Origin of the sequence: Embleya sp. NPDC056575, assembly GCF_042793325.1 — a bacterium.
In the GTDB taxonomy this organism is placed as follows: domain Bacteria; phylum Actinomycetota; class Actinomycetes; order Streptomycetales; family Streptomycetaceae; genus Embleya.
This window is the reverse complement of the sequence record NZ_JBHTVA010000031.1, coordinates 1-21,247: the sequence shown is the minus strand read 5'-3', so window position 1 is coordinate 21,247 and position 21,247 is coordinate 1. Positions and strand designations below refer to the sequence as shown.

Genomic DNA, 21,247 nt, shown 5'->3' with positions numbered 1-21,247 from the left:
GGCCTCAGCTTTGGCCAACCACCAGCGGTCGCGGTTGGCGGGCCACCTCGCCCAGCCGACCGATCAGGCCGCGCAGCACCTGCGCGTCGTCCCCGTCGGCCACCTGAAGGCGGTCCTGCAACACCCGGACGGCCGCCGCCCACGTGCCGTCGGCGACCCAGCGGCGCCGGCACGCGGCGACCGTCCGCCACGGCCCGAACCGGGGCGGCAGGTCGGACCAGCGCACACCGGTCCGCGTCCGATACAGCACGCCGTCGACGACCTGTCGCAGACCCGGCCCCCGGTCGGCACCAGGCCCGGACGCCGGCCAGAGCGGGGCGAGCAACGCCCATTCCCGGTCAGTGAGTTCGGTGCGATCGGCGACCACGGACAGGGTGATCATCCGGTCCGTGTCGGCGCTGTGCCCGGACGCGTCGCCCAGGAGGTTCGCCCGTCCCCACGCGCCGAGCGGTCGCAGTGCCTCGTTCAGCGACGTGCCCAGCGGAGTGAGCGAATACTCGACCCGCAACGGCAGTTCGTCGAACTGCTCACGATGCACGATGCCGTCCAGTTCCAACTCCCGCAGATGCGAGGCCAGTACCTTCTCGGTGACCCCGGGTACCAACCGGCGCAGCTCGCCGAAGCGGCACGGGTGCTCGTTCAGCGCCCACAGGATGAGCACCTTCCACTTCCCGCCGACCACCCCCATGGCCGCGTCGATCCCGCAGACGTACGCCCCCGGCCTGCCCCTGCCCGTGCCAGTTCCCGTGCCCGTGCCCGTGCCTGTTCCCGCGCCCGTCATGTCCGTCCTCCGCCCGCTCGTCGCCCGTGCACCGCGCACGTGCCGCTTCCGCTGCGGTACCGCTCGGGCCGCCCCGGCGGCCGGTGTCGCGCGAGTACCCACTTCCAAGTGCGTACTTGCCCGCGCGGACGCCGGTGACCAGCCTAATCGGCATGGAACCCGAGACCCGAACGACCGATCCCACCATGCCCGCATCCACCGCCAAGTCCCCGCTCGCCGTACTCGGCCTGGGCGCCATGGGCGGCGCGCTGGCCCGCGCCTGGCTCGCCGCCGGACACCCACTGACCGTCTGGAACCGCAACCCGGGCCGGGCCGAGCCGTTCGCCGCCGCGGGCGCGACCGTCGCCACGAGCGCCGCGGAGGCGGTGGCCGCGGCCGAGTTGGTCGTGGTGTGCCTGCTCGACCACGCCGCGGTCGAGGAGACCCTTGCCGGTGTCGACCTCGCCGGTCGGGACCTGGTCGACCTCACCACGACCACCCCCGCCGAGGCCCGCGCCGGCGCCGCCCGGGCCGCCGAGCGCGGGGCCCGCTTCCTGGCGGGCGGGGTGATGGCGATCCCGCCGATGATCGGCGTCCCCGGGGCCGGCGGCTACGTCTTCTACAGCGGCTCCCGGGAGGTCTTCGACACCCGCGGCGACACCCTGGCCGTACCGGCGGCCGGCCGCTACGTGGGCGCCGACGCCGGTTTCGCCGCGCTGTACGACGTGGCCCTGCTCAGCGCGATGACCGGGATGTTCGGCGGCCTCACCCACGCCTTCGCACTGGTGCGCGAGGAGGCGATCGAACCGACCGCCTTCGCTCCGCTGCTCGCCGAATGGCTGACCGCGATGGCGCCCACGGCGCACCGCACGGCGGCCCAACTGGCGGCCGGCGACTACGTGTCGGGTGTGACCTCCCCGCTCACGATGCAACTCGCGGGCGCGCCGACCCTCCTGCGTACCGCCGCCGAGCAGGGGGTCAGTCCCGAACTGCTGCTGCCCTACCTGGCCCTGATGGAGCGCCGGGTCGCCGACGGGCACGGGCACGAGAGTGGGGCGGGGTTGATCGACCTGCTCCGCGACTGAGCCGGGCTCGACTCCACGCCCGAATCCCGTTGCCCGACCGCCTGTTCGAGCATCCCGATCGCTGACACCCGGTTGGTATCCGGGCCGGTCCGTTCCGTTCCGCTTGATTCGAGGTCTGGACCAATAGTCGGTTTGGTATAGACCATTGACACTGCGTCGATGGCCCTCCTAGCGTGGCCGACGCACGCCACGGGGGCGGACTTCGATCGGGCGACGACAGGTCGTCCGACGCGCCGCCGTGCCGCGAGCCGACGCCCGCGTCGGATCGCGGAAACGGGATGACGGCACGGCCGTTCGGTCGGCGCGTGGCGTCCCTCGGGCGATGGTGGCGAGGGGGTCGACATGGACGACGAGCACACGCTTTCCCGAACCGGGTCCCGGGAGCGGACCGAGCCGGCCGGGGCCGCCGAGCCGCACGCCGGGGAGCGGGTCGGCGGGTTGTCCTTCGGCCAGGAACGCCTGTGGTTCCTCGACCGCTTCACACCGGGCGACGCCGCCTGGAACATTCCGTGGTTGTTGCGCCTGTCCGGCTCGCTGGACATCGAGGCGCTGCGTGTCGCGTTCGCGGGCGTCGTCGCCCGACACGACGCGCTGCGCACCCGATTCCCCGACGACGAGGGACGCCCCGTCGCCGTGGTGGCACCGCCCGGCCCGGTCCCGATCGAGATCGTGGACCCGGCCGGGCCGAGTGCCGACACACCGGACCGCGTCCTCGCCGAGCGGGTCAACGCCGGCTTCGACCTCGCCGCCGCACCGCCGCTGCGGGTGACCCTGGTCCGGCTCGACGACCGTGAACACGTGTTGTGCGTGGTGCTCCACCACATCCTTGCCGACGGCTGGTCGCTCAATCTGCTCCGCCGCGAACTGGAACTGCGCTACAGCGCGCACCGCGACGGCGTGCGGCCCGTCTTCGCCGAACCGCCCTCCTACCTCGACCACGCCGCCCGGCAGCGGGAGCACGGCCCCGACACCGAGCGGGCCGTCGACTACTGGCGCCGGCAACTCGCCGACCTGCCCGCGCTCGACCTGCCACTGGACCGCCCGCGCACCACCGCGCCGTCCTCCGCGACCGCGTTCCACACCCGGCGCCTGACCGGCATCGGTCCCGCCCTGGACCACGTCGCGCGGACCCGGCGCTGTACCCCGTTCATGGTCCTGCTCGCCGGCTACCAGGCGCTGCTGCACCGGCACGGCGGGCAGCGCGACTTCGCCGTGGGCGCGCCGATCGCCGGTCGCGGTGAGGTCGAACACGAGGGTCTGATCGGCTACTTCTCCAACACCCTGGTGTTGCGCGCCGACCTGCGCGGGGAGCCGACCTTCGGCGAACTGCTGCGCCGCACCCGACGGACCGCGCTGGGCGCGTACGGCCACGACCGCATCCCGTTCGAGCGACTGCTCGCCGAACTGCGGGTGGACCGCGATCCGGCGGCACCCGCCCCGCTGTTCCAGACCCTGCTCACGGTGCACACCCAGGACGCGGACACCGGACCCGCCCGCCGCTTCGCCGACCTGGAGGCCCGCGAGGTGGACGGCGGCCATCGCGCGGGCAGGTTCGACCTCTCCCTGGACATCCGACGCGACGGCGACGACCTGGTGGCGGTCCTCGGCTACCGCACCGCGCTGTTCGACGACTCGACCGCGATCTCCCTGGCCGCCCGCCTGGAAACCCTGCTGCGCGGCGCCCTCGCCGACCCGGACACCCCGGTACACCTGCTGCCGCTGCTGACCGACGCCGACCGGGACCGTCTGCGCATCCGACCCGAACCCGTCGACGAGCCCGCCGAATCGGTCCCGGCGGCCATCGCCCGGGTCCCGGGCGACCGCATTGCCCTGCGCACCCCCGGCGGCCCCGTCACCTACCGCGAACTCGCCCTGCGCGCGGACACCCTGGCCGCCCGACTCCGCACCGCGGGGGTCGAACCCGGCGCCGTCGTCGCGGTGTTGTGCCCACGCGGTGCCGACGCCGTCGTGGCCATGCTCGCCGCCTGGCGCGCGGGCGCCGCGTATCTGCCACTGGACCCAAAGTACCCGTCCACACGCCTGGAGTTCATGCTCGCGGACAGTGGGACCCGGGTGGTGGTCACCGATGCCGCGCACGCCGAGGGTCTGCCCGCCACGATCACCCCGGTACTCGCCGACGCCGCGCCGGGGGAGGCGCCCTTCACTCCCGTCGAGCCCACCGCCCAGTCCCCCGCCTACCTGATCTACACCTCCGGCTCCACGGGCACCCCCAAGGGTGTCCTGGTCCCGCACGGCGCGCTGGCCGCCCGGGTGCGCTGGATGCGCACCGGCTACCGGATCGAGCCGAGCGACCGGGTCCTGCAGAGCGCCTCGCTCAGCTTCGACACCCATGTCGAGGAGCTGTATCCGACCCTGGCCGCCGGCGCCACGCTGGTCCTGCCCGCGCCCGACACCACCCTGCCCGACGTACTCGCCGCGGGCGACGCGGCCGACGTCACCGTGCTCGACCTGCCCACCCCCTACTGGCACGAACTCGTCGAGACCGGCGCCGACACCATCGCCTGGCCGCCCGCGCTGCGCCTGCTCATCCTCGGCGCCGACCAGGTCCGGCCCGGCGCGGTCGCCGCCTGGCGCGCCCGCTTCGGCGACCGGGTCCGCCTGGTCAACTCCTACGGGCCGACCGAGACCACCGTCATCGCCACCACGGCCGACCTCGACGCCGCCGACGCCACCGCACGCCCGCCGATCGGCACCACGATCGACGCCACGCACACCGTCGTCGCCGACGCGCACGGCAACCCCGTCCCGCCCGGCGTGCCCGGCGAACTGCTGATCGGCGGCGCCGGCGTCGCCCACGGCTACCTCGGCCGCCCCGGCGCCACCGCCGCCGCCTTCCGGCCCGACCCCGACGGTCCGCCCGGCGCCCGCCGCTACCACACCGGCGACCGGGTTCGGGTGCGCACCGACGGGCGGTTGGAATTCCTCGGCCGGCTCGACGCCCAGGTCAAGGTGCGCGGCTTCCGGATCGAGCCGGGCGAGGTGGAGGTCGCTCTCCTGGCCCACCCCGGCGTACTCCAGGCCGCCGTGGTCGCCCGGGACGAGGCCCTGGTGGGCTACGTGGTCACCACCGCCGACCTGTCCGTACCCGAACTGCGCGCCGACCTCGCCGGCCGACTGCCCGCGCACCTGCTGCCCGGCGCACTGGTCCGGCTCGACCGGCTCCCCCTGACTCCGAACGGCAAACTCGACCACCGCGCCCTGCCCGCCCCCGACCGACGCGCCGAACAGACCCACGGCTACCTCGCGCCGCGCACCGACGCCGAGGAACTGGTCGCCGAGATCTGGATCGACGTGCTCGGCCTGGACAAGGCCGGCGTGCTCGACGACTTCTTCGAACTCGGCGGCCACTCACTCCTGGCCACCCGCGTGGTCGCCCGGATCGCCGCCGCCACCGACCTCGTCGTACCGCTGCGCACCCTGTTCACCCACCGCACCCTCGCCGGATTCGCCGCCGCGGTCGAGGAACTTCTGATCGCCGACCTCGCCGCGCTCGACGACGACACCGCCGAGCAGCTGCTCTCCGCCGAGAGGAACCGTTCGCAGCCATGAGCACCGAGTCCCCCGCGCGCGACACGCCGCTGTCCGCGACCAAACGCGAACTCCTGGAACGCCGGCTGCGCCGCCGCATGCCGACCGGCCCGGTCATTCCGCGCCGGCCCGAGGGCACCGTGCCGCCGCTGTCCTATGCTCAGGAACGCGTCTGGTTCATGGAGCAGTTCGCGCCCGGCACGGCCGCGTACACCATCCCGGTCGCCCGCCGGCTGCGCGGCGCGCTCGACGTCGACGCCCTGGAACGGGCCCTGGCCGACCTGGTCGCCCGCCACGAAACCCTGCGCTCGCGCTACCTCGTGGACGAGGACGGACAGCCCCGCCTGGACATCGCCACGACCCTGCCCTCGGTACTCACACGCGTCGAGGCGGCCGACCGGGCCGAGGCAAAGCGGCTGGTCGACGCGGGCGCCGCGGCGTCCTTCGACTTGGCCGAGGGGCCGCTGATCCGGGCCCTGCTGATCCGCCTGACCGACACCGACCACGTGTTGCTGTTGACGGTGCACCACAGCGTCAGCGACGGATGGTCCAGCGAGATCATGGTCCGCGAGGTATTGGCCGGCTACGCCGCGCACGCCGCCGGCAGCGCGCCCCGACTGCCCGATTTGCCAATCTCCTACGGCGACTTCGCCATCTGGCAGCGGGAGCGGCTGACCGGCGAGACACTGCTGCGCGAGACCGCGTACTGGCGAACCGAGCTGACCGGAGTCGAACCACTCGAACTGCCCACACGCGGACCACGCCCGGCCCGACAGACCTTCGCCGGCGCCGGACACGCCTTCGAGGTCGACCGCGACCTCCTGGACCGGCTCACCGCGTTGGCCCGCGAGCGCGGCGCCACCCTGTACATGGTGCTGCTCGCCGCCTTCCAACTCATGCTCACCCGGCACAGCGGGCAGCGCGACTTCGCGGTCGGCTCGCCGGTTGCCGGTCGCCCGCATCCCGAGGTGGAGAACCTGGTCGGGATGTTCGTCAACGTGGTGGCGCTGCGCGCCCGCACCGGGGGCGATCCGACCTTCGCCGAACTGCTCGACCGCACCCGGGAAACCTGCCTGGAGGCTTACGCACACCAGGAGTTGCCGTTCGCCCAGCTGGTCACCGAGCTGAACGTGGCGCGCGACGTGACCCGGTCGCCGGTGTTCCAGGCGGTGCTCGCGGTGCAGAACTACGCCACGGCGAACGCCCCCGACGGCGGGTCCGGGTTGACCGCCGAGGCGTTCGGCCTCCAGGCCGGCGGCACCCGGTTCGACCTGGAACTGTTCCTGATGGAGTGGCCGGACGGCCTGTACGGCGCCTTCAACTACAACACCGACCTGTTCGACGAGACCACCATCGCCCGCCTGGGCCGGCATCTGGGTCGGCTGCTCGCGGTACTCGCCGACCGGCCCGACGTACCGGTGTCCACCCTCGACGGCCTCGACCCCGACGAACGCGACCTGGTCCTGAACCGCTGGAACGACACCGCCGCGCCGGTCCCGGAACGGTCCACGCTGGTCGACCTGATCGCCGACCGCATCGCCCACACCCCCGACGCCACCGCCGTGGTCCTGGACGAACGCACCCTGACCTATCGTGAACTCGACGCCGCCGCCGATCGGGTCGCCCACCGCCTCCGCGCCGAGGGGGTCCGCCCCGGCGACCTGGTCGCGGTCGGCGCGGAACGCTCCCTCGAACTGGTCGCCGCCCTGCTCGGCGTGCTGCGCACCGGCGCCGGATACACGCCGCTGGACCCCGAATACCCGGCCGAACGGCTGGCGTTCATGCTGGCCGACTCGGGCGCGCGGGTGTTGCTCGGTCACCGGCGACTACCGATGCCCGCCGACTGCGCGGCCACGGTGATCGCCCTGGACGACCTCGCCGACTGGCCCGACCCGACACCCGGCTCCGACGGTCCCGCCGATGTCGGCGCACCGACGCCCGACCACGTCGCGTACATGATCTACACCTCCGGCTCCACCGGCCGGCCCAAGGGTGTGCCCAACACGCACCGCGGCATCGTGAACCGGATCGCGTGGATGCAGGACACCTACCGACTGGGCCCCGACGACGCGGTGTTGCAAAAGACCCCGGCGAGCTTCGACGTGTCGGTCTGGGAGTTCTTCTGGCCGCTGACCGCGGGCGCCCGGCTGGTCCTGGCCCGACCCGGCGGGCACAAGGACGCCGGATATCTGCGCGACGTGATCGCCGAACAGGGCGTGACAGTTGCGCACTTCGTGCCCGCGATGCTGACCGTGTTCCTGGCCGAGGAGGGCGTCGAGCGCTGCACGACGCTGCGCCGAGTGGTGTGCAGCGGCGAGGAGTTGGCGCCGGACAACGCTCGCGCCTTCCGCGGGCGGCTGCCGGATTGTGCGCTGGCGAACCTGTACGGGCCGACCGAGGCGGCCGTGGACGTCACCGCGTGGGAGTGCGCCGGCCCCCTCACCACCGTGCCGATCGGCGCGCCGATCCACAACACCCGGGTGTACGTGCTCGACGAGGCGATGCGACCCGCGCCGCTCGGCACGCCGGGCGAGCTGTATCTGGGCGGGGTCCAGGTCGCGCTGGGCTACCACCGGCGGCCCGGACCGACCGGGGAACGTTTCGTCCCGGATCCGTTCGGCGCACCGGGCACCCGGCTCTACCGCACCGGCGACCTCGCCCGTTGGCGACCCGACGGCGCCCTCGACTTCCTCGGCCGGATCGACGGTCAGGTCAAACTGCGCGGCCTGCGGATCGAACTCGGCGAGATCGAGGCCGCGTTGCGCGCCCGCCCGGAGGTGGACGAGGCCGCCGCGGTGGTCCGCGAGGACACACCCGGAGACAAACGCATCACCGCGTATGTGGTGCCCACCGTCGCGGCGGTCGCGCACCCCGACCCGGGAACGGTCGTCGCGGACCCCGACCCGGCCCGCGGCACCGAAGACTTCGACGCCGACGCCATCCGGGCCGCGCTCAAACGCACCCTGCCCGACTACATGGTTCCCACCGCGTTCGTCGCGCTGCCGGCGCTGCCCCTGACCCCCAGCGGCAAACTCGACCGCAAGGCTTTGCCCACGCCCGCCGCGCGCCGCTCCAAGGGCGCCGCCGCCGCACCGCCGACCACCCCGGCGGAGCTGCTGTTCGCCCGGATCTGGTGCGATGTACTCACGCTGCCCGACGTCGGCGTCGACGACGACTTCTTCGACCTGGGCGGCCACTCCCTGCTCGCCACCCAGGTGGTCGCGCGCGCCCGCAAACAACTCCCGGAGATCGGCGGCCGGGCGGTCAGCGTGATGGACGTCTTCACGCACAAGACGATCCGCGAGATCGCCGCCCTGTCCACGCTCTCCGAGGCCGAACGCGGCCCGGCGCGGCTGCTGTACCGGCTGAGCAGACCCGTCCCGGCGGCGCGGCGCACCCTGTCCCTGGTCTGCGTGCCCTACGGCGGCGGCAGCGCGGTGGTGTACCAACCGCTGGCCGACGCGCTGCCGGACACCCACGACCTGTGGTCGGTGGCCATCCCCGGACACGACGTGGGCGTCACCCAGGAGCGGCTGCCCTTCGACGAACTCGCCCGGCGGATCGTCGCCGAGGTCCAGGAACGGGTCGAGGGACCGATCGCGCTCTACGGCCACTGCGGCGTGGGCAGCGCGTTGATCGTCGCGGTGGCCCGGCAACTCGAGTCCATCGGGCGCGAGTTGGACGCGGTGTACATCGGCGCCCAGTTCCCGTTCGCCCGCCCTCGCGGGCGGGTGTTGTCCGCGCTGAGCAAGGTGGCCGCGCTCGAACCGCTGCTCGGCGACCGGGTGTACGCCAACTGGCTGACCTCGATGGGCGCCGACATGGCGGACCTGGACGACGACCGGATGAAGTTCATCATCGGCAACATGCGCCGCGACTCGGTGGCCGCCGAGGAGTACTTCACCGAGGCGCTGTCCGACAACCAGCCCCGGCTGCACGCGCCGATCGTCTCGGTGATGGGCGAGCGGGACCCGGCCGCCGACTTCCACCAGGAACGCTTCCGCGAGTGGCGCGCCATCGCCGACCGGGTGGCGCTGGTGATGCTGGACGAGGCGGGCCACTTCTTCCTCAAGCACCGCGCCGGCGACCTGGCCGAGGTGATCACGCGCGTACATCCGGCGGTGGCCGCGGGCCGCACCGACGCGCTGCCCACCCGCGAGGCGGACGGCCCGTGGTGGTTCCACGGCACCGCCGGACCACCGGACGACCCCGGACCGGACCGAGCCCGGACCGACGCCTCGCCGGGCCGCGAACCCCAGCCCGGCATGGGCCGGTTCCTCCTGGTGGCGTTCAGCCAGCTGGTCTCGATCACCGGCTCCGCGCTGACCGAGTTCGCGTTGCCGATCTGGATCTACCTCCAGACCGGCTCGATGGGCCGCTTCGCGCTCTACGCGGTGATCGGCATGTTGCCGGGCATCCTGATCGGCCCGCTCGCCGGGGCGATCGTGGACCGGATGGACCGGCGCCGGGTGATGCTGCTCGGCGACCTGGCGGCCGGCGGCACCCAAGGTGTGCTGTTGTCGCTCCTGGTCTCGGGGTCGCTGCATCCGTGGCACATCTACGTCCTGCTGGGCGCGCTGTCCGTCGCGCTCACCTTCCAACGCCTGGCCTACGCCTCGGCGGTGCCGCAACTGGTGCCCAAGCAATACCTCGGACACGCCAACGGCATCGTGCAACTGGCCGGCGGAGTCGCGCAGTTCGTCGTCCCCCTGATCGCGGTGGGGCTGATGGCCGGCATCGGCCTGCGCGGCATCCTGATCCTGGACGTGATCAGCTACACGATCGCGATCACCATCATCGCCTGCGTGAGGTTCCCGCGCACCCTCCCGTGGCGGCGGCGCGAATCGCTCACCGCCGAGATCAAACACGGCTTCACCTACTCGTGGCGCCATCGCGGCTTCCGGGCCATGCTGCTCTGGTTCGCCGTGCTGAACCTGTTCCTGTCCCCGCTGTTCCTGCTCACCACGCCGCTGGTGTTGTCCTTCGACTCGCTCGGCGGCGCCGCCCGGGTGTCCATGGCGGCCGGTGCCGGGGTGATCGTGGGCGGCATCGCGATGGGCTTCTGGGGTGGTCCGCGCCGGCAGCGGCTGCGCGGCATGTTGTGGCTGGCCGCCGCCCTGGCCGGGGCGTCCGCGTTCACCGGGCTGCACGCGAGCCTGTGGGTGGTCGGGATCGGCGCCTTCGGCATGTCCTGCGCACTGTCCCTGGTCAACGGCGTCTACACGACCATCGTCCAGGTCAAGGTGCCCCAGCGGTTCCACGGCCGGGTGTTCGCGCTGAACACCCTGGTCGCCTGGTCCACGCTGCCGATCGGACACGGCATCATCGCGCCGCTCGGCGCCGAGCTGTTCGAGCCGCTGATGACCGACGGCGGGCCGCTCGCGGGCTCGATGGGCCGGCTGATCGGATACGGCGAGGGGCGCGGCATCGGCCTGCTCTACCTGGTGTTCGGCGCGGCGATGCTCGCCCTGGTGCTGATCGGCCTGCGGCTGCCGGTACTTGCCCACTTCGACCGGGACGTCCCGGACGCGCCCGCCGACGACGAGGTCGGCATCCAGGAACGCGAACGCCGGATCCGGGCCCGGGCCGCCGAGTCGGCGCCCGCCCTCGCGGAGGTGTCGAGATGAGCATCGGAACCCGACCCCGGCCGACACCCGCCGGCCGCCGCGCGCCGGAGAGCCTGTCCGCCCTGCTCGCGCATCGTGCCGAGATCGAGCCGGAGCAACCCGCGATCCTCAGCGGACGCGAGAAGTTGACGTTCGGCTCCTGGCACTACCGTGCGGACGCGGTGGCCGCCGGGCTGGCCGAACGCGGTATCGGCGCGGGCGATCGGGTCGCGCTCCTGTACGGCAACGGCGACTGGATCGACTACGCGACCGCCTACCTTGGCGTGCAGCGCGCCGGCGCGGTCGCGGTACCGATGTCGGACCGGCTCGCCCCCGCCGAGGTGCGGCACCTGCTCGCGCACAGCGGCGCGGCGGCCGTACTGCACCGCGCCGAGTTGGTCCCGCCGGACGCCGGCACCGGCGCGTGGACCGCCCCGGTCGAGGACATCGAGACCTACCCCGCCGGCGGCCTGCCGAACCCGGCCCCCGGCGACCTCGCGCAGATCCTGTACACCTCCGGAACAACCGGCACTCCCAAAGGGGTTGCCGCGACGCATGCCAACCTGGCGTATGGCTGCACGCTGGACGCGCGCCGTCGCCCGCTCGGCCACTCGGCGCACTTCCTGCACGCGTATCCGGTGGGCACCAACGCCGGGCAGACCATGCTGATCAACGCGCTCGACGCGAAGGCGACCGCCATCGCCGCCCCGCGCTTCACCCCGGGCCACTTCGCCCGGCTGATCGAACGGCACGCGGTGGGCAGTGTGTTCGTGGTGCCGGCGATGGCTGTCGAACTGCTCGGCGCGGACCGGGCGCACCGCCACGACCTGTCCAGCGTGCGGCTCCTCGGCTCCACCGCCGCCGCCCTGCCGCGCCGGGTCGCGGTGGGCCTGGCCCGGCTGTTCCCCCAGGCGCAGATCGTCAACTACTACACCTCCACCGAGGCCGCGCCCGCGCAGACCACGATGTTGTTCGACCCCGAACATCCCGGCTCGCCCGGCCGGCCCGCGTCGTTGCGCGACCTGCGGGTGACCGACGAGCGCGGGCGGGTGTTGCCGGTCGGGGAGACCGGTGAGGTCTGGCTGCGCACCCCGACCACGCCCCGCTCGTACTACGGCGAGGAGGCCGACTCCCGCGTGTTCTCCGGGCGTTGGGTGCGCATGGGCGACCTCGGGTACCTGGACGCGGACGGCTTCCTGTACCTGGTCGACCGCGAGCGGGACGTGATCAAGTCCGGTGCGTACAAGGTCTCCACGTTGCAGGTCGAGGACGCCCTGCACGAACACCCGGGCGTGCTGGACGCGGCCGCGTTCGGCGTACCGCACCCCGTGCTCGGGATGACCGTCGCGGCCGTCGTGGTGCCCCGGGGCGAACTGACCGCGACCGAGCTGCGGGTGTTCCTGATGGAACGGCTCGCCGCCCACGAACTCCCCGGACACGTGGTGTTCCGGGAATCCCTGCCGCGCAACGAGGGCGGCAAGATCCTCAAGCGCGAGCTGCGCCGGCTCCTGGACGACGAGGTCCGACCATGACTGTGACGAACGATCAGATCCCCTGGAACGATCGTATTCCGCCGAGCATCCCCCCGGCCGCGACGGGCGAGGGTGTCCGCGCCGACGCCGAGCCCGGGGCGGGGCTCGACACGCTGCCCTTCGCGCCGTTGTCCGCCGCCCAGTTGGGCGTGTGGGTGACCGAGCGCACCTTGCCCGCCGAGTCCGCCTACCACCTCTCGGTGCTGCTGCGCTTCGACGGCCCCCTCGACCCGGACGCGTTGGCCCGCGCGTGCGCCGCCACGATCGAGCGGCACCCGATACTGGCCGCGGCGGTCGGCGAGGCGGACGGCACACCGGGTCTGGTGCCCACGACGCCCGCGCCGATGCGCCGGGTGCCGGCCGACGAGGCGGACCTGGGCGCGCTGATCGGGGCCGAACTGGGTCGCCCCTTCGACCTGTACGCCGGTCCGCTCGCCCGTTTCACCCTGTTCTCCCTCGCGCCGGACCGGCACACGCTCCTGGTGACCGCGCACCACGTGATCTTCGACGGCACGTCCAAGGAGATCGTGGTGGCCGCCCTGGCCCGGGCCTACCGCGCGGCCCGCGAGGGCGGAACTCCAGCGGCGCCGGTATCGAACGGCGCGGGATCGCCCGACGTGTTCCGGCCCGGACCGGCGTCGGCCGATCATCCCGACCCCACCGGCGTCTGGGCCCGGCACCGCGAGGAACCCGGTCGGGCGATCCTGCCGGGGCTGCTGCCCACCACGCGGGCCGGCGGCGAACCGGCGCCGGGCACCACGATCGCGTTCACCCTCGGGCCCGAAACGGTCGACGCACTGCGCGAGACCGCCGTACGACTCGGCGTCACCCATTTCGAACTGCTGCTGGCCGCCTGGCACACGCTGCTGTTCCGCTACGGCAACGCACGGGTGCGTACCGCGCTCGAACTCACCACCCGCACCCCGGCCGAGGCACGCCGGGTCGGGCTGTACGTCAACGAGCTGCCGGTCTCCTCCCGCCCGCGCGCGGGACAGGGATTCGGCACGTTCGTCCGGGAACTGCGCGCCGAACTGCGGGCGATCTACGCCTTCCGTGACGTACCGTACAGCCACACCGTGCGCGGTCTCGGGCCCAGGACCGCGCTGACCGAGCTGACCGTGAGCTATCGGCGGCGCACGCGTGTGGTCGAGCCGGTCTTCCCCGGGGTGGAGACCCGGGTCGAGTGGATCGTGTTGCCGCCGACCGCGCGCAACACCGCGCATCTGCAACTGGTCGAGGGCCGGGACCGGATCGACGGCGCGCTGCACGTACCCACGGACGGCTTCGTCCCGGCGGCGGCCGCGCGTATCCCGGGCCACTTCGCCACCCTGCTCAACACCGCGCTGGCCGACCCCGAACTACCGCTCGGTGACCTGCCGTTGTTGTCCGAGCGGGAGCTGGTCCGGGTCCTGCACACCGACAATGCCACCGACACGCCGTATCCGGCCGAGGAAACCGTCGTCGAACTGTTCGCCGCGCGCGCCGCGGCCGCTCCCGACACGGTCGCCGTCGTGTGCTCCGGCCGGTTCCTGACCTACCGCCAGGTGGCGTCGGCCGCCTACGTGTTCGCCGAGCGCCTGCACCGCGCCGGGATCGGCCCGGGTGACCTGGTGGCGATCGAACTGCCGCGCACCGGCGAACAGGTGGCCGCCGTCCTCGGTGTGCTCGCCGCGGGCGCCGCGTATCTGCCGCTCGACCCCGGCTATCCGGCCGAACGGCTGGCGTTCATCCGGTCGGACGCGCGCATCGCGGCGATCGTACGGGACGCGGGTGCGCGGGCGGGTGACGGTCCCGGCGGCCCCGGCGCGCCCGTCACGCCCGACCGGGAACCGCCTGCGGAGTCGGCCCGGCTCGGCCTCGTCGCCGCCGACGCCCCCGCCGCACCGGCCCGGCTCCGTCTCGTCGCCCCCGTCGAACCGCTGGTCGTGGCCGCCCCCGACCTGAACGGGCCCGACCTGTTCGGTACCGAGCCCGGACGGGTCCGGCCGCCCACCCGGCCCGAGCCGAGCGATCCGGCGTATGTGATCTACACGTCCGGCTCGACCGGTCGGCCCAAGGGCGTCCAGGTGCCGCACCACGCGCTGGCCAATCTGCTCGCGAGCATGCGCGACCGGCTCGGCGCCGGTCCCGGCGACCGCTGGCTCGGGTTGACCTCGCTGTCCTTCGACATCTCCACGGTCGAACTCCTGCTGCCGCTGACCACCGGCGCCCGGGTGGTGCTGGTGCCCGACGACCGGCACCGGGACGGACCGGCGCAACTGGCCCTGCTGGAGCGGCACGCCGTCTCGCACGTCCAGGCCACCCCGAGCGGCTGGCGGGTGTTGCTCGCGGCCGGGCTACACCGTCCGGGCCTGACCGCGATCACCGGCGGCGAGGCGCTGCCCGCGCAGCTGGCCACCGAACTGCGCGGCGCGGTAGGCCGGTTGGTCAATGTGTACGGGCCCACCGAGACCACGGTGTGGTCCACCTACGCCGAGGTCGACTCCGAGGCCGCGCCCGGCATCGGCCGGCCCCTGGCCAACACCCGCACGTACGTGCTCGACGGCCGACTGCATCCGGTCCCCGAGGGCCTGGTGGGCGAGTTGTTCCTGGGCGGGGACGGCGTCGCGCACGGCTACCTGGGCCGCCCGGGGTTGACCGCCGAGCGGTTCGTGGCCGACCCGTTCGGGCCGCCCGGCGCCCGCCTGTACCGCACCGGCGATCTGGTCCGGCACGCGCCCGGCGGCGGGCTGGACTACGTCGGGCGTAGCGACGCCCAGGTCAAACTGCGCGGACACCGGATCGAACTCGGCGAGATCGAGAACCGGCTCACCGCACACCCCGGCATCGCCCAGGCCGCGATCCGACTGCTCGACCCGGACGGCGAACACGCCCGCCTGATCGGCTACCTGGTCCCCGAGCCCGGACAACCCCCGATCGCCCCGGACGAGTTGCGCGCCTTCCTCGCCCGCACCCTGCCGAGTGCCATGGTGCCCGCCGGTTTCCTGGCCCTGGAAGCCTTCCCGCTGACCCCCAACGGCAAGCTGGACCGGGCCCGCCTGCCCGAACCGGCACCCACCCGGCCCGAACCGGGCGAGTCCGCCGACCCGCTCGGCGCGGCCGACGGCCCGGCCGACGAACTCACCGAGGCCGTGCGGGCGATCTGGGCCGAGGTGTTGCGCCTGGACGACATCGGCGTGGACGAGGACCTGTTCGACCTCGGCGGCCACTCGCTCACCATCACCCAGATCGCCGCCCGGATCCGCAAACGCCTCGGCGTCGAGGTCCCGCTCGACGTCTTCTTCGACACCCCCACCGTCGGCGGCGTGACCGACGCCGTCCGCGACCTCCAGGAGCCGTGATGCGCAACGATCCCGAAACCACCGCCCCCGAGACCGACCAGGAGACCTACCGCGTCGTCGTCAATGACGAGGAACAACACTCGTTGTGGCCGCTGCGCACCGACCCGCCCGCCGGCTGGGTGCCCACCGGATTCGTCGGCACCCGCGAGGAGTGCACGGCGCACATCGACCGGGTCTGGCCGGACATCCGGCCGCTGAGCCTGCGTCGGCGACTGGCCGGGGACGCGGCATGAGGGCGGACCCGCTGCGCGAGCGGGTGGCCACGCTGATCGCCGACGTGAGCGGCGGCGAGGTGAGCGCGCACGAGGTGTTGGAGTCGACCGGCTCGCTGACCGCGTCCGGGGTGAGTTCGCTGACGTTCCTGCGGCTGATCGACGCCCTGGAGGGCGAGTTCGACGTGTTCTTCGACTTGGACGCCGACCTGGACTTCGTCGAGGACCTGGACTCGCTGGTGGCGCACCTGACCCGGCACGGCGTGGCGGTGGGCGATGGTTGAGGACGAGTCGGCGAGAGCCCGGGTCGCGGCCGAGGCACCGGTCGCGGCCCCCTACGAGGTGCCGGCGCCCTTCGCGGTCTCCGCCGACGACCCGGTCCGAGCGCCGCTGACGTGGGGTCAGCGGGCCATCTGGCAGGCCATCCGGCGCACAGCGCCCAGCGACCACTACTTCAACATGACCCGCGTATTGCCGATCGCCGACCGCGGCCTGCCGGTGGACGTGACCCGGGCGACCGCCGCGCTCGGTCGGCTGATGGAGCGTCACGACGCGTTGCGCACCCGGCTCGTGCCCACCGACGGCGAGCCCCGACAGGCCCGCCACTCGGTGGGCACGCTGCCGGTGGAGGTGTTCGAGTCGGCGCTGATCGAGGACGCGGACACGGTCGCGGCGGCGGTGGCCGAACGCCTCGGCGCCACCCGCTTCGACTACTTCGACGCCTGGCCGATCCGGGTCGGCCTGGTGGTGCACGGCGGCCGGGTCCGCTACATCGCGCTGGCCCTGTGTCACGTGGCCACCGACGGGCACGGCGTCGAAGTCCTGGTCCGCGACCTGCGGTTGCTGATCCGGCGCGGGTCGGCGGGCGGCCGGGCCGCGGGTGGGCCACTGGACCTGGCCCACGAGCAGTCCACGACCACGGGCCTGCGCCGGGGCGAATCGGCGCTCGCGCACTGGGAGACGCACTATCGGCGGATCGCGCCGACGGTGTTCGCCGACGTGATCGCCGAACCGGCGGCGCCGCGTTTTCGCACCGTGCGCCTGGTCTCCCCCGCGCTGGCCCGGGCCGCCGACGCGGTCGCGCTGCGCCATCGGGTCAGCCCGTCGGCGGTGTTGCTCGCGGGCGCGGCCGTGTTGGCGGCCCGCGCGGGCGGGCGGAACACCGCGGTGATGTTGCCGATCGTCGCCAACCGGTTCCGGGCGGACAGCCGCGATCTGGTCACCACACTGTCCCAGGAAGGGCTGTTCGTGCTCGACCTGGACCTCGCCGCGCGTTTCACCGACCTGCTACCCGCCGCGTGGCAGGCGTCGCTGCGCGCGTATCGCAGCGCGGGCTACGACCCCGACCGGTGGAACGCGCTGATGTCCAGGATCACCGCCGAACGCGGCACACCCATCCGGCCGTTCTGCTGCTTCAACGACATGCGCCTGGTGGACCGGCCGCCGGAGTCGGGGCCCGAGCCGACCGCCGCCGAACTGGACGTGGCGCGCACCCGCAGTCGGGTGGAACCGGCGGGCGGACACGAGTTCATCGCCTGCCGGTACTGCATGCACGTGGTCGCCGAGGGCGACGCGCTGGTGGTCAGCGTCACCGGCGACACCGCCTATCTGCCCGTACACGCGCTGGAGGCTCATCTGGTCGCGCTGGAGGATCTGCTGGTACGCGCCGCCGCCGGGCGGGAGGTGCCGATCGGCGCGCTGACCGGCTTCGCGGAGCGGGTGGCGGAGCCGGTCGCATGAGCGTGCTGGCGTATGCCGGTGCCACGTCCGTCGCGGCGGGCGACCGGCTGCGCTTCCACCTGGCCTCGACCGGCGGCGGCCCGGTGCGCGGCGAGGTCACGATCGTCGACGCGACCACCGACCACGTCCTGGCCCGGGGTCGAGTGGGCGGCGAACACTGGGAGTTGGCCGTTCCACCGGACTGGCCCAGCTCGCTGTACCGGGCCGTGTTCGACGACGGCACCCCGCTCGCCGGGGACGAACCGCTGGACCACGAGGCCTGGTTCGTGGTCCGCGCGGCGCGGCCCGGGGTGGCCGCGCCGATCCTGGTGTCGGTGCCGTTCGCCACTTGGCAGGCGTACAACCGCTCCGGTGTGCCCGGGCGGGGGCTGTACTACGCCGAACAGCCGGACCGGGCCGCCCGGGTCACGTTCGACCGACCCGGTGGCGGGCCCCCGCCGGAGCGCTGGGAGGAGGGCCTGCTGCGCTGGTTGCGGGCCACCGGCCGGCCGGTCGAGTTCTGCTCCGGCCTGGATCTGCACGGCGGGGACGAACTCCTTTCGCACTACCGTCTGTTGGTGATCAACGGGCACGACGAGTACTGGTCGCGGGAACAGCGCGACACCGTCGAGGAGTTCGTCCGGCGCGGCGGCGGCCTGGCCATCTTCGCCGGGAACACCGCGTGGTGGCAGATGCGCCTAGAGGACGACGGCCGCACCATGGTCTGCCATCGGGACGCGGTCGCCGACCCGATGGCGGCGATCGATCCCGAACGGGTCACCGTCGAGTGGTCCAGCGCGCCGGTGCACCGGCCGGAGAACACGATGACCGGGCTCAGTTTCCGGCGGGGCGCGGGTGCGTGGGGCGAGGGGATGAAGGTGATCCGCGAGGAGGCGTACATCGCCCGGTTCACCGACCACTGGGTGTTCGCCGGCAGCGGCCTCGCGGACGGCGACAAGTTCGCCCAGGGCGCGCTCGGCTACGAGACGGACGCGGCCGAACTGGACTGGAGCACGGGCGTGCCGCGCGCCACCGGCCGCGACGGCACCCCACCGTCGTTCGTCGTGCTCGCCACCGCCGATCTGCGGCACTGGGCGCGCTACGGGCAGGGCGGCGACGCCGTGATGGGTACGTTCCGGCTCGGCGCGGGCACGGTGTTCAACGCGGGCACCATCAACTGGGGCAGTGCGCTGGCCGATCCCGTGGTCGACCGGGTCACCCGCAACGTGCTGGACCGGCTCGGCGCCGCCACACAGCCCCAGTGGGAGGTGATCGGCCCCGCCGCCGACATCCGCGCGCTCACCGCCTGCGAGGACGTGCTGTTCGCGGTGGACATCGAGGGGGCGCTGATCTGCCGCGACACCGGCGGGCAGAACCTGCCCTGGCGGGCGATCGGCGCCGCGCCGGCGGTACGCGCCCTGGCCGCGGCGCGGGAGGCGGCCGGTGCGCTGCCGCTGGAGGTGTACGCGGTGGGCGCGGACGATCGGCTGCTGCGTCGTCCGCCGGTGACTCGGCCCGCGCCGTGGATCCCGGTCGCCCGACTGCCCGAGGGCACCCTCGCGCTGGCGCTGTGCGACGGCGGCGTCTTCGCGGTGGACGCCGCGGACACGCTGCACCACGTGTACGCGAGCGCCCTGCCCGCCGACCCCGAGGCGCCGGCGCCCTGGCGCGTGCTCGGCCCGGCGGGCGGCGCGATCGCCCTCGCCGCGATGAACGGTCGGCTGTACGCCGCGGACCGCACCGGTCGGCTGTACACCCGGCTGCCGATCGTGGGGCCGGCCGCGTTCGTCCCGTTGCCCGGCGAATCGCCCCCGTCCGACACGTGCCGCACGCTGACCGGTCACGCCGGGAGCCTGATCGTCACCGCACCGGGTTGCCGGATCCGCCGCCGCTCGGCGGTACCGCCGCCGACGAGGGGCTGAGCGCCTACCCGCCGAGGTCGACCCAGTGGTTGTCGTGGCGGAGGAAGAAGCGGGCGCGTTCCTTGTCGGTGAGGTGTTCCAGCTCGGGGATGCCCTCGAAGTAGGCCTCCCGGGGCGCCCCCGGGGCGAATTGGAGCAGCATCGAGGCCGGCTCGCCGGATTCGTTCCGGAACGCGTGCAGGCCGCCGACCGGGACGTACAGGAAGTCCCCGGCCCTGGCGTCGCGCCAGTCCCGGCCGTCGAACAGCCGGATCGTGCCGGAGAGCACGAAGAACGACTCGGAGATGGTCCGGTGGAAGTGGGTGCCGGGGCCGCTGGGCACCGCGTGCATGTCGACCCGGTACAGGCCGTACTCGCCGTCGGTGGAGTCGGTGGTGGCCAGGTAGTGGTAGGTCGCACCGGCGGTGATCAGCTCGGGCGGGTGCTCGGCGGGGCGGAACCGGGCGTTGACCTCGCCGGAGTCGCCGCGGTAGCGGGTCTCGGGGTAGCCGAGGCTCTGCGGATCGTCGGGGACTTCGGGGAAGGACATCGTGGGCTCCTCGTCGGACGTGTCGCGTGGGGTCGTCACGCGCGTGGCGGTGACGCGTGTCGCGGTGACGCATGTTGCGGTGACGCGTGTGGTCGTGGCGCATGCGGGGGGATCGGAACGGGAATCGTCGGGGATCGATCGAAGGATCGCTCCCGGACCGATGAGTTTCCGGTGGACGCGCGGTCGAAGCATGTGTCGGCTCGAAAAGCACGGGAGCACCACGGCGACACCGCGACGAAGGGCAGCGCCATGAAGATCACCCTCACCACCTTCCTCACCATCGACGGGGTCTACCAGGCCCCGGGCGGCCCGGAGGAGGACCCCGGAGGCGGCTTCGAACACGGCGGCTGGTCGGCGCCGTACGGGGACGACGACTTCGGCCGGTTCATGGTCGGGGTGATCGGCCGCGCGGAGGCGTTCCTGCTCGGACGGCGGACGTACGACATCTTCGCGTCCTACTGGCCCGCGATCACCGACCCGGCCGACCCGATCGCCGGGCCGCTGAACACGCTGCCCAAGTACGTGCCCACCAACACCCTCACGTCGGCCGATTGGCACAACACCCGGCTGCTGCACGGCGACCTGGCGGAGGAGGTCGGCGCGCTCCGGAAGCAGGACGGCGGCGAACTCCAGATCCACGGCAGCGGCGCGCTCGCCGGGGCACTGCTGCGGCTCGGTCTCGTCGACACGATGCACCTGCTGACGTTCCCGGTCGCGCTCGGCACGGGCAAGCGCCTGTTCGAGCCGGGTGTACTGCCGACCGCGTTCGCGCTCACCGGCTCGGAGGTCACCGGGAAGGGCGTGGTGATCACGTCCTACGAGCGCCGGGGCGCACCCACGTACGGCAGCTACGAGCGTCCCGAGCAGGGGTAGGGCCGCAGGCTCCAGCGGGGGTGGCCGCAGGGCCCGAGCCGGGATGGCCGCAGGCCCGGGAGCGCGGCCGAGAGCCCGGGAGCGCACACACCGACGGCGCGTCCGACACCCACGGGGGG

At 73.3% G+C, this 21,247-nt stretch carries 11 protein-coding genes and 2 pseudogenes; 10 read left to right on the top strand and 3 right to left on the bottom strand.

Translation table 11 applies throughout. The features are described 5' to 3' along the window. Window positions 1-4: 4 nt before the first annotated feature. Both ACFRCG_RS24395 and ACFRCG_RS24390 read right to left on the bottom strand, forming a co-directional pair. Window positions 5-334, bottom strand: a pseudogene (locus tag ACFRCG_RS24395) (transposase); the annotation flags it as partial. A 72-nt stretch (window positions 335-406) separates the two neighbouring features. Then, window positions 407-781, bottom strand: a pseudogene (locus ACFRCG_RS24390) (winged helix-turn-helix transcriptional regulator); the annotation flags it as partial. Between the two features lie 185 nt (window positions 782-966). On the opposite strand from ACFRCG_RS24390, the gene ACFRCG_RS24385 reads away from it, so the two are divergent. The 9 genes from ACFRCG_RS24385 to ACFRCG_RS24345 all read left to right on the top strand — a co-directional run bounded on the left by ACFRCG_RS24385 (window position 967) and on the right by ACFRCG_RS24345 (window position 19,726). Continuing rightward, complete coding sequence (locus tag ACFRCG_RS24385; RefSeq protein WP_380034687.1) at window positions 967-1,845, top strand: NAD(P)-dependent oxidoreductase; 879 nt, start codon at window positions 967-969, stop codon at window positions 1,843-1,845. Between the two features lie 342 nt (window positions 1,846-2,187). Beyond that, window positions 2,188-5,415 (top strand): amino acid adenylation domain-containing protein, encoded by a 3,228-nt coding sequence (locus tag ACFRCG_RS24380; protein ID WP_380034684.1) that lies wholly within the window; start codon window positions 2,188-2,190, stop codon window positions 5,413-5,415. Then, window positions 5,412-11,021, top strand: coding sequence for an amino acid adenylation domain-containing protein (locus ACFRCG_RS24375; RefSeq protein ID WP_380034681.1), 5,610 nt, complete (start codon window positions 5,412-5,414; stop codon window positions 11,019-11,021). The genes ACFRCG_RS24380 and ACFRCG_RS24375 overlap by 4 nt, the downstream gene beginning before the upstream one ends. Then, window positions 11,018-12,532, top strand: coding sequence for a class I adenylate-forming enzyme family protein (locus ACFRCG_RS24370; RefSeq protein ID WP_380034678.1), 1,515 nt, complete (start codon window positions 11,018-11,020; stop codon window positions 12,530-12,532). The genes ACFRCG_RS24375 and ACFRCG_RS24370 overlap by 4 nt, the downstream gene beginning before the upstream one ends. Next, entirely contained in the window at window positions 12,529-15,873 is a 3,345-nt protein-coding gene (locus ACFRCG_RS24365; protein WP_380034675.1) for an amino acid adenylation domain-containing protein, read from the top strand. The genes ACFRCG_RS24370 and ACFRCG_RS24365 overlap by 4 nt, the downstream gene beginning before the upstream one ends. Beyond that, window positions 15,873-16,106, top strand: coding sequence for an MbtH family protein (locus ACFRCG_RS24360; protein ID WP_380034672.1), 234 nt, complete (start codon window positions 15,873-15,875; stop codon window positions 16,104-16,106). The genes ACFRCG_RS24365 and ACFRCG_RS24360 overlap by 1 nt, the downstream gene beginning before the upstream one ends. Continuing rightward, window positions 16,103-16,369 carry an acyl carrier protein gene (locus ACFRCG_RS24355; protein WP_078979926.1) on the top strand — a complete coding sequence of 89 codons (267 nt, stop codon included), beginning with the start codon at window positions 16,103-16,105 and terminating at the stop codon, window positions 16,367-16,369. The genes ACFRCG_RS24360 and ACFRCG_RS24355 overlap by 4 nt, the downstream gene beginning before the upstream one ends. Further along, window positions 16,362-17,825, top strand: coding sequence for a condensation domain-containing protein (locus tag ACFRCG_RS24350; protein ID WP_380034670.1), 1,464 nt, complete (start codon window positions 16,362-16,364; stop codon window positions 17,823-17,825). Before ACFRCG_RS24355 ends, ACFRCG_RS24350 begins: the two co-directional genes overlap by 8 nt. Further along, the gene (locus ACFRCG_RS24345; protein WP_380034668.1) at window positions 17,822-19,726 is read left to right on the top strand and encodes a N,N-dimethylformamidase beta subunit family domain-containing protein; all 1,905 of its coding nucleotides are present in this window, start codon (window positions 17,822-17,824) and stop codon (window positions 19,724-19,726) included. The genes ACFRCG_RS24350 and ACFRCG_RS24345 overlap by 4 nt, the downstream gene beginning before the upstream one ends. Window positions 19,727-19,730: 4 nt before the next feature. Here ACFRCG_RS24345 and ACFRCG_RS24340 read toward each other — a convergent pair whose 3' ends face one another. Beyond that, window positions 19,731-20,255: a cupin domain-containing protein gene (locus tag ACFRCG_RS24340; RefSeq protein WP_380034666.1), complete on the bottom strand. Its 525-nt coding sequence runs from the start codon at window positions 20,253-20,255 to the stop codon at window positions 19,731-19,733. 249 nt (window positions 20,256-20,504) lie between these two features. Here ACFRCG_RS24340 and ACFRCG_RS24335 point away from each other — a divergent pair, with 249 nt between their 5' ends. After that, window positions 20,505-21,128 carry a dihydrofolate reductase family protein gene (locus tag ACFRCG_RS24335; RefSeq protein WP_380034664.1) on the top strand — a complete coding sequence of 208 codons (624 nt, stop codon included), beginning with the start codon at window positions 20,505-20,507 and terminating at the stop codon, window positions 21,126-21,128. The last annotated feature ends 119 nt before the right edge of the window (window positions 21,129-21,247 follow it).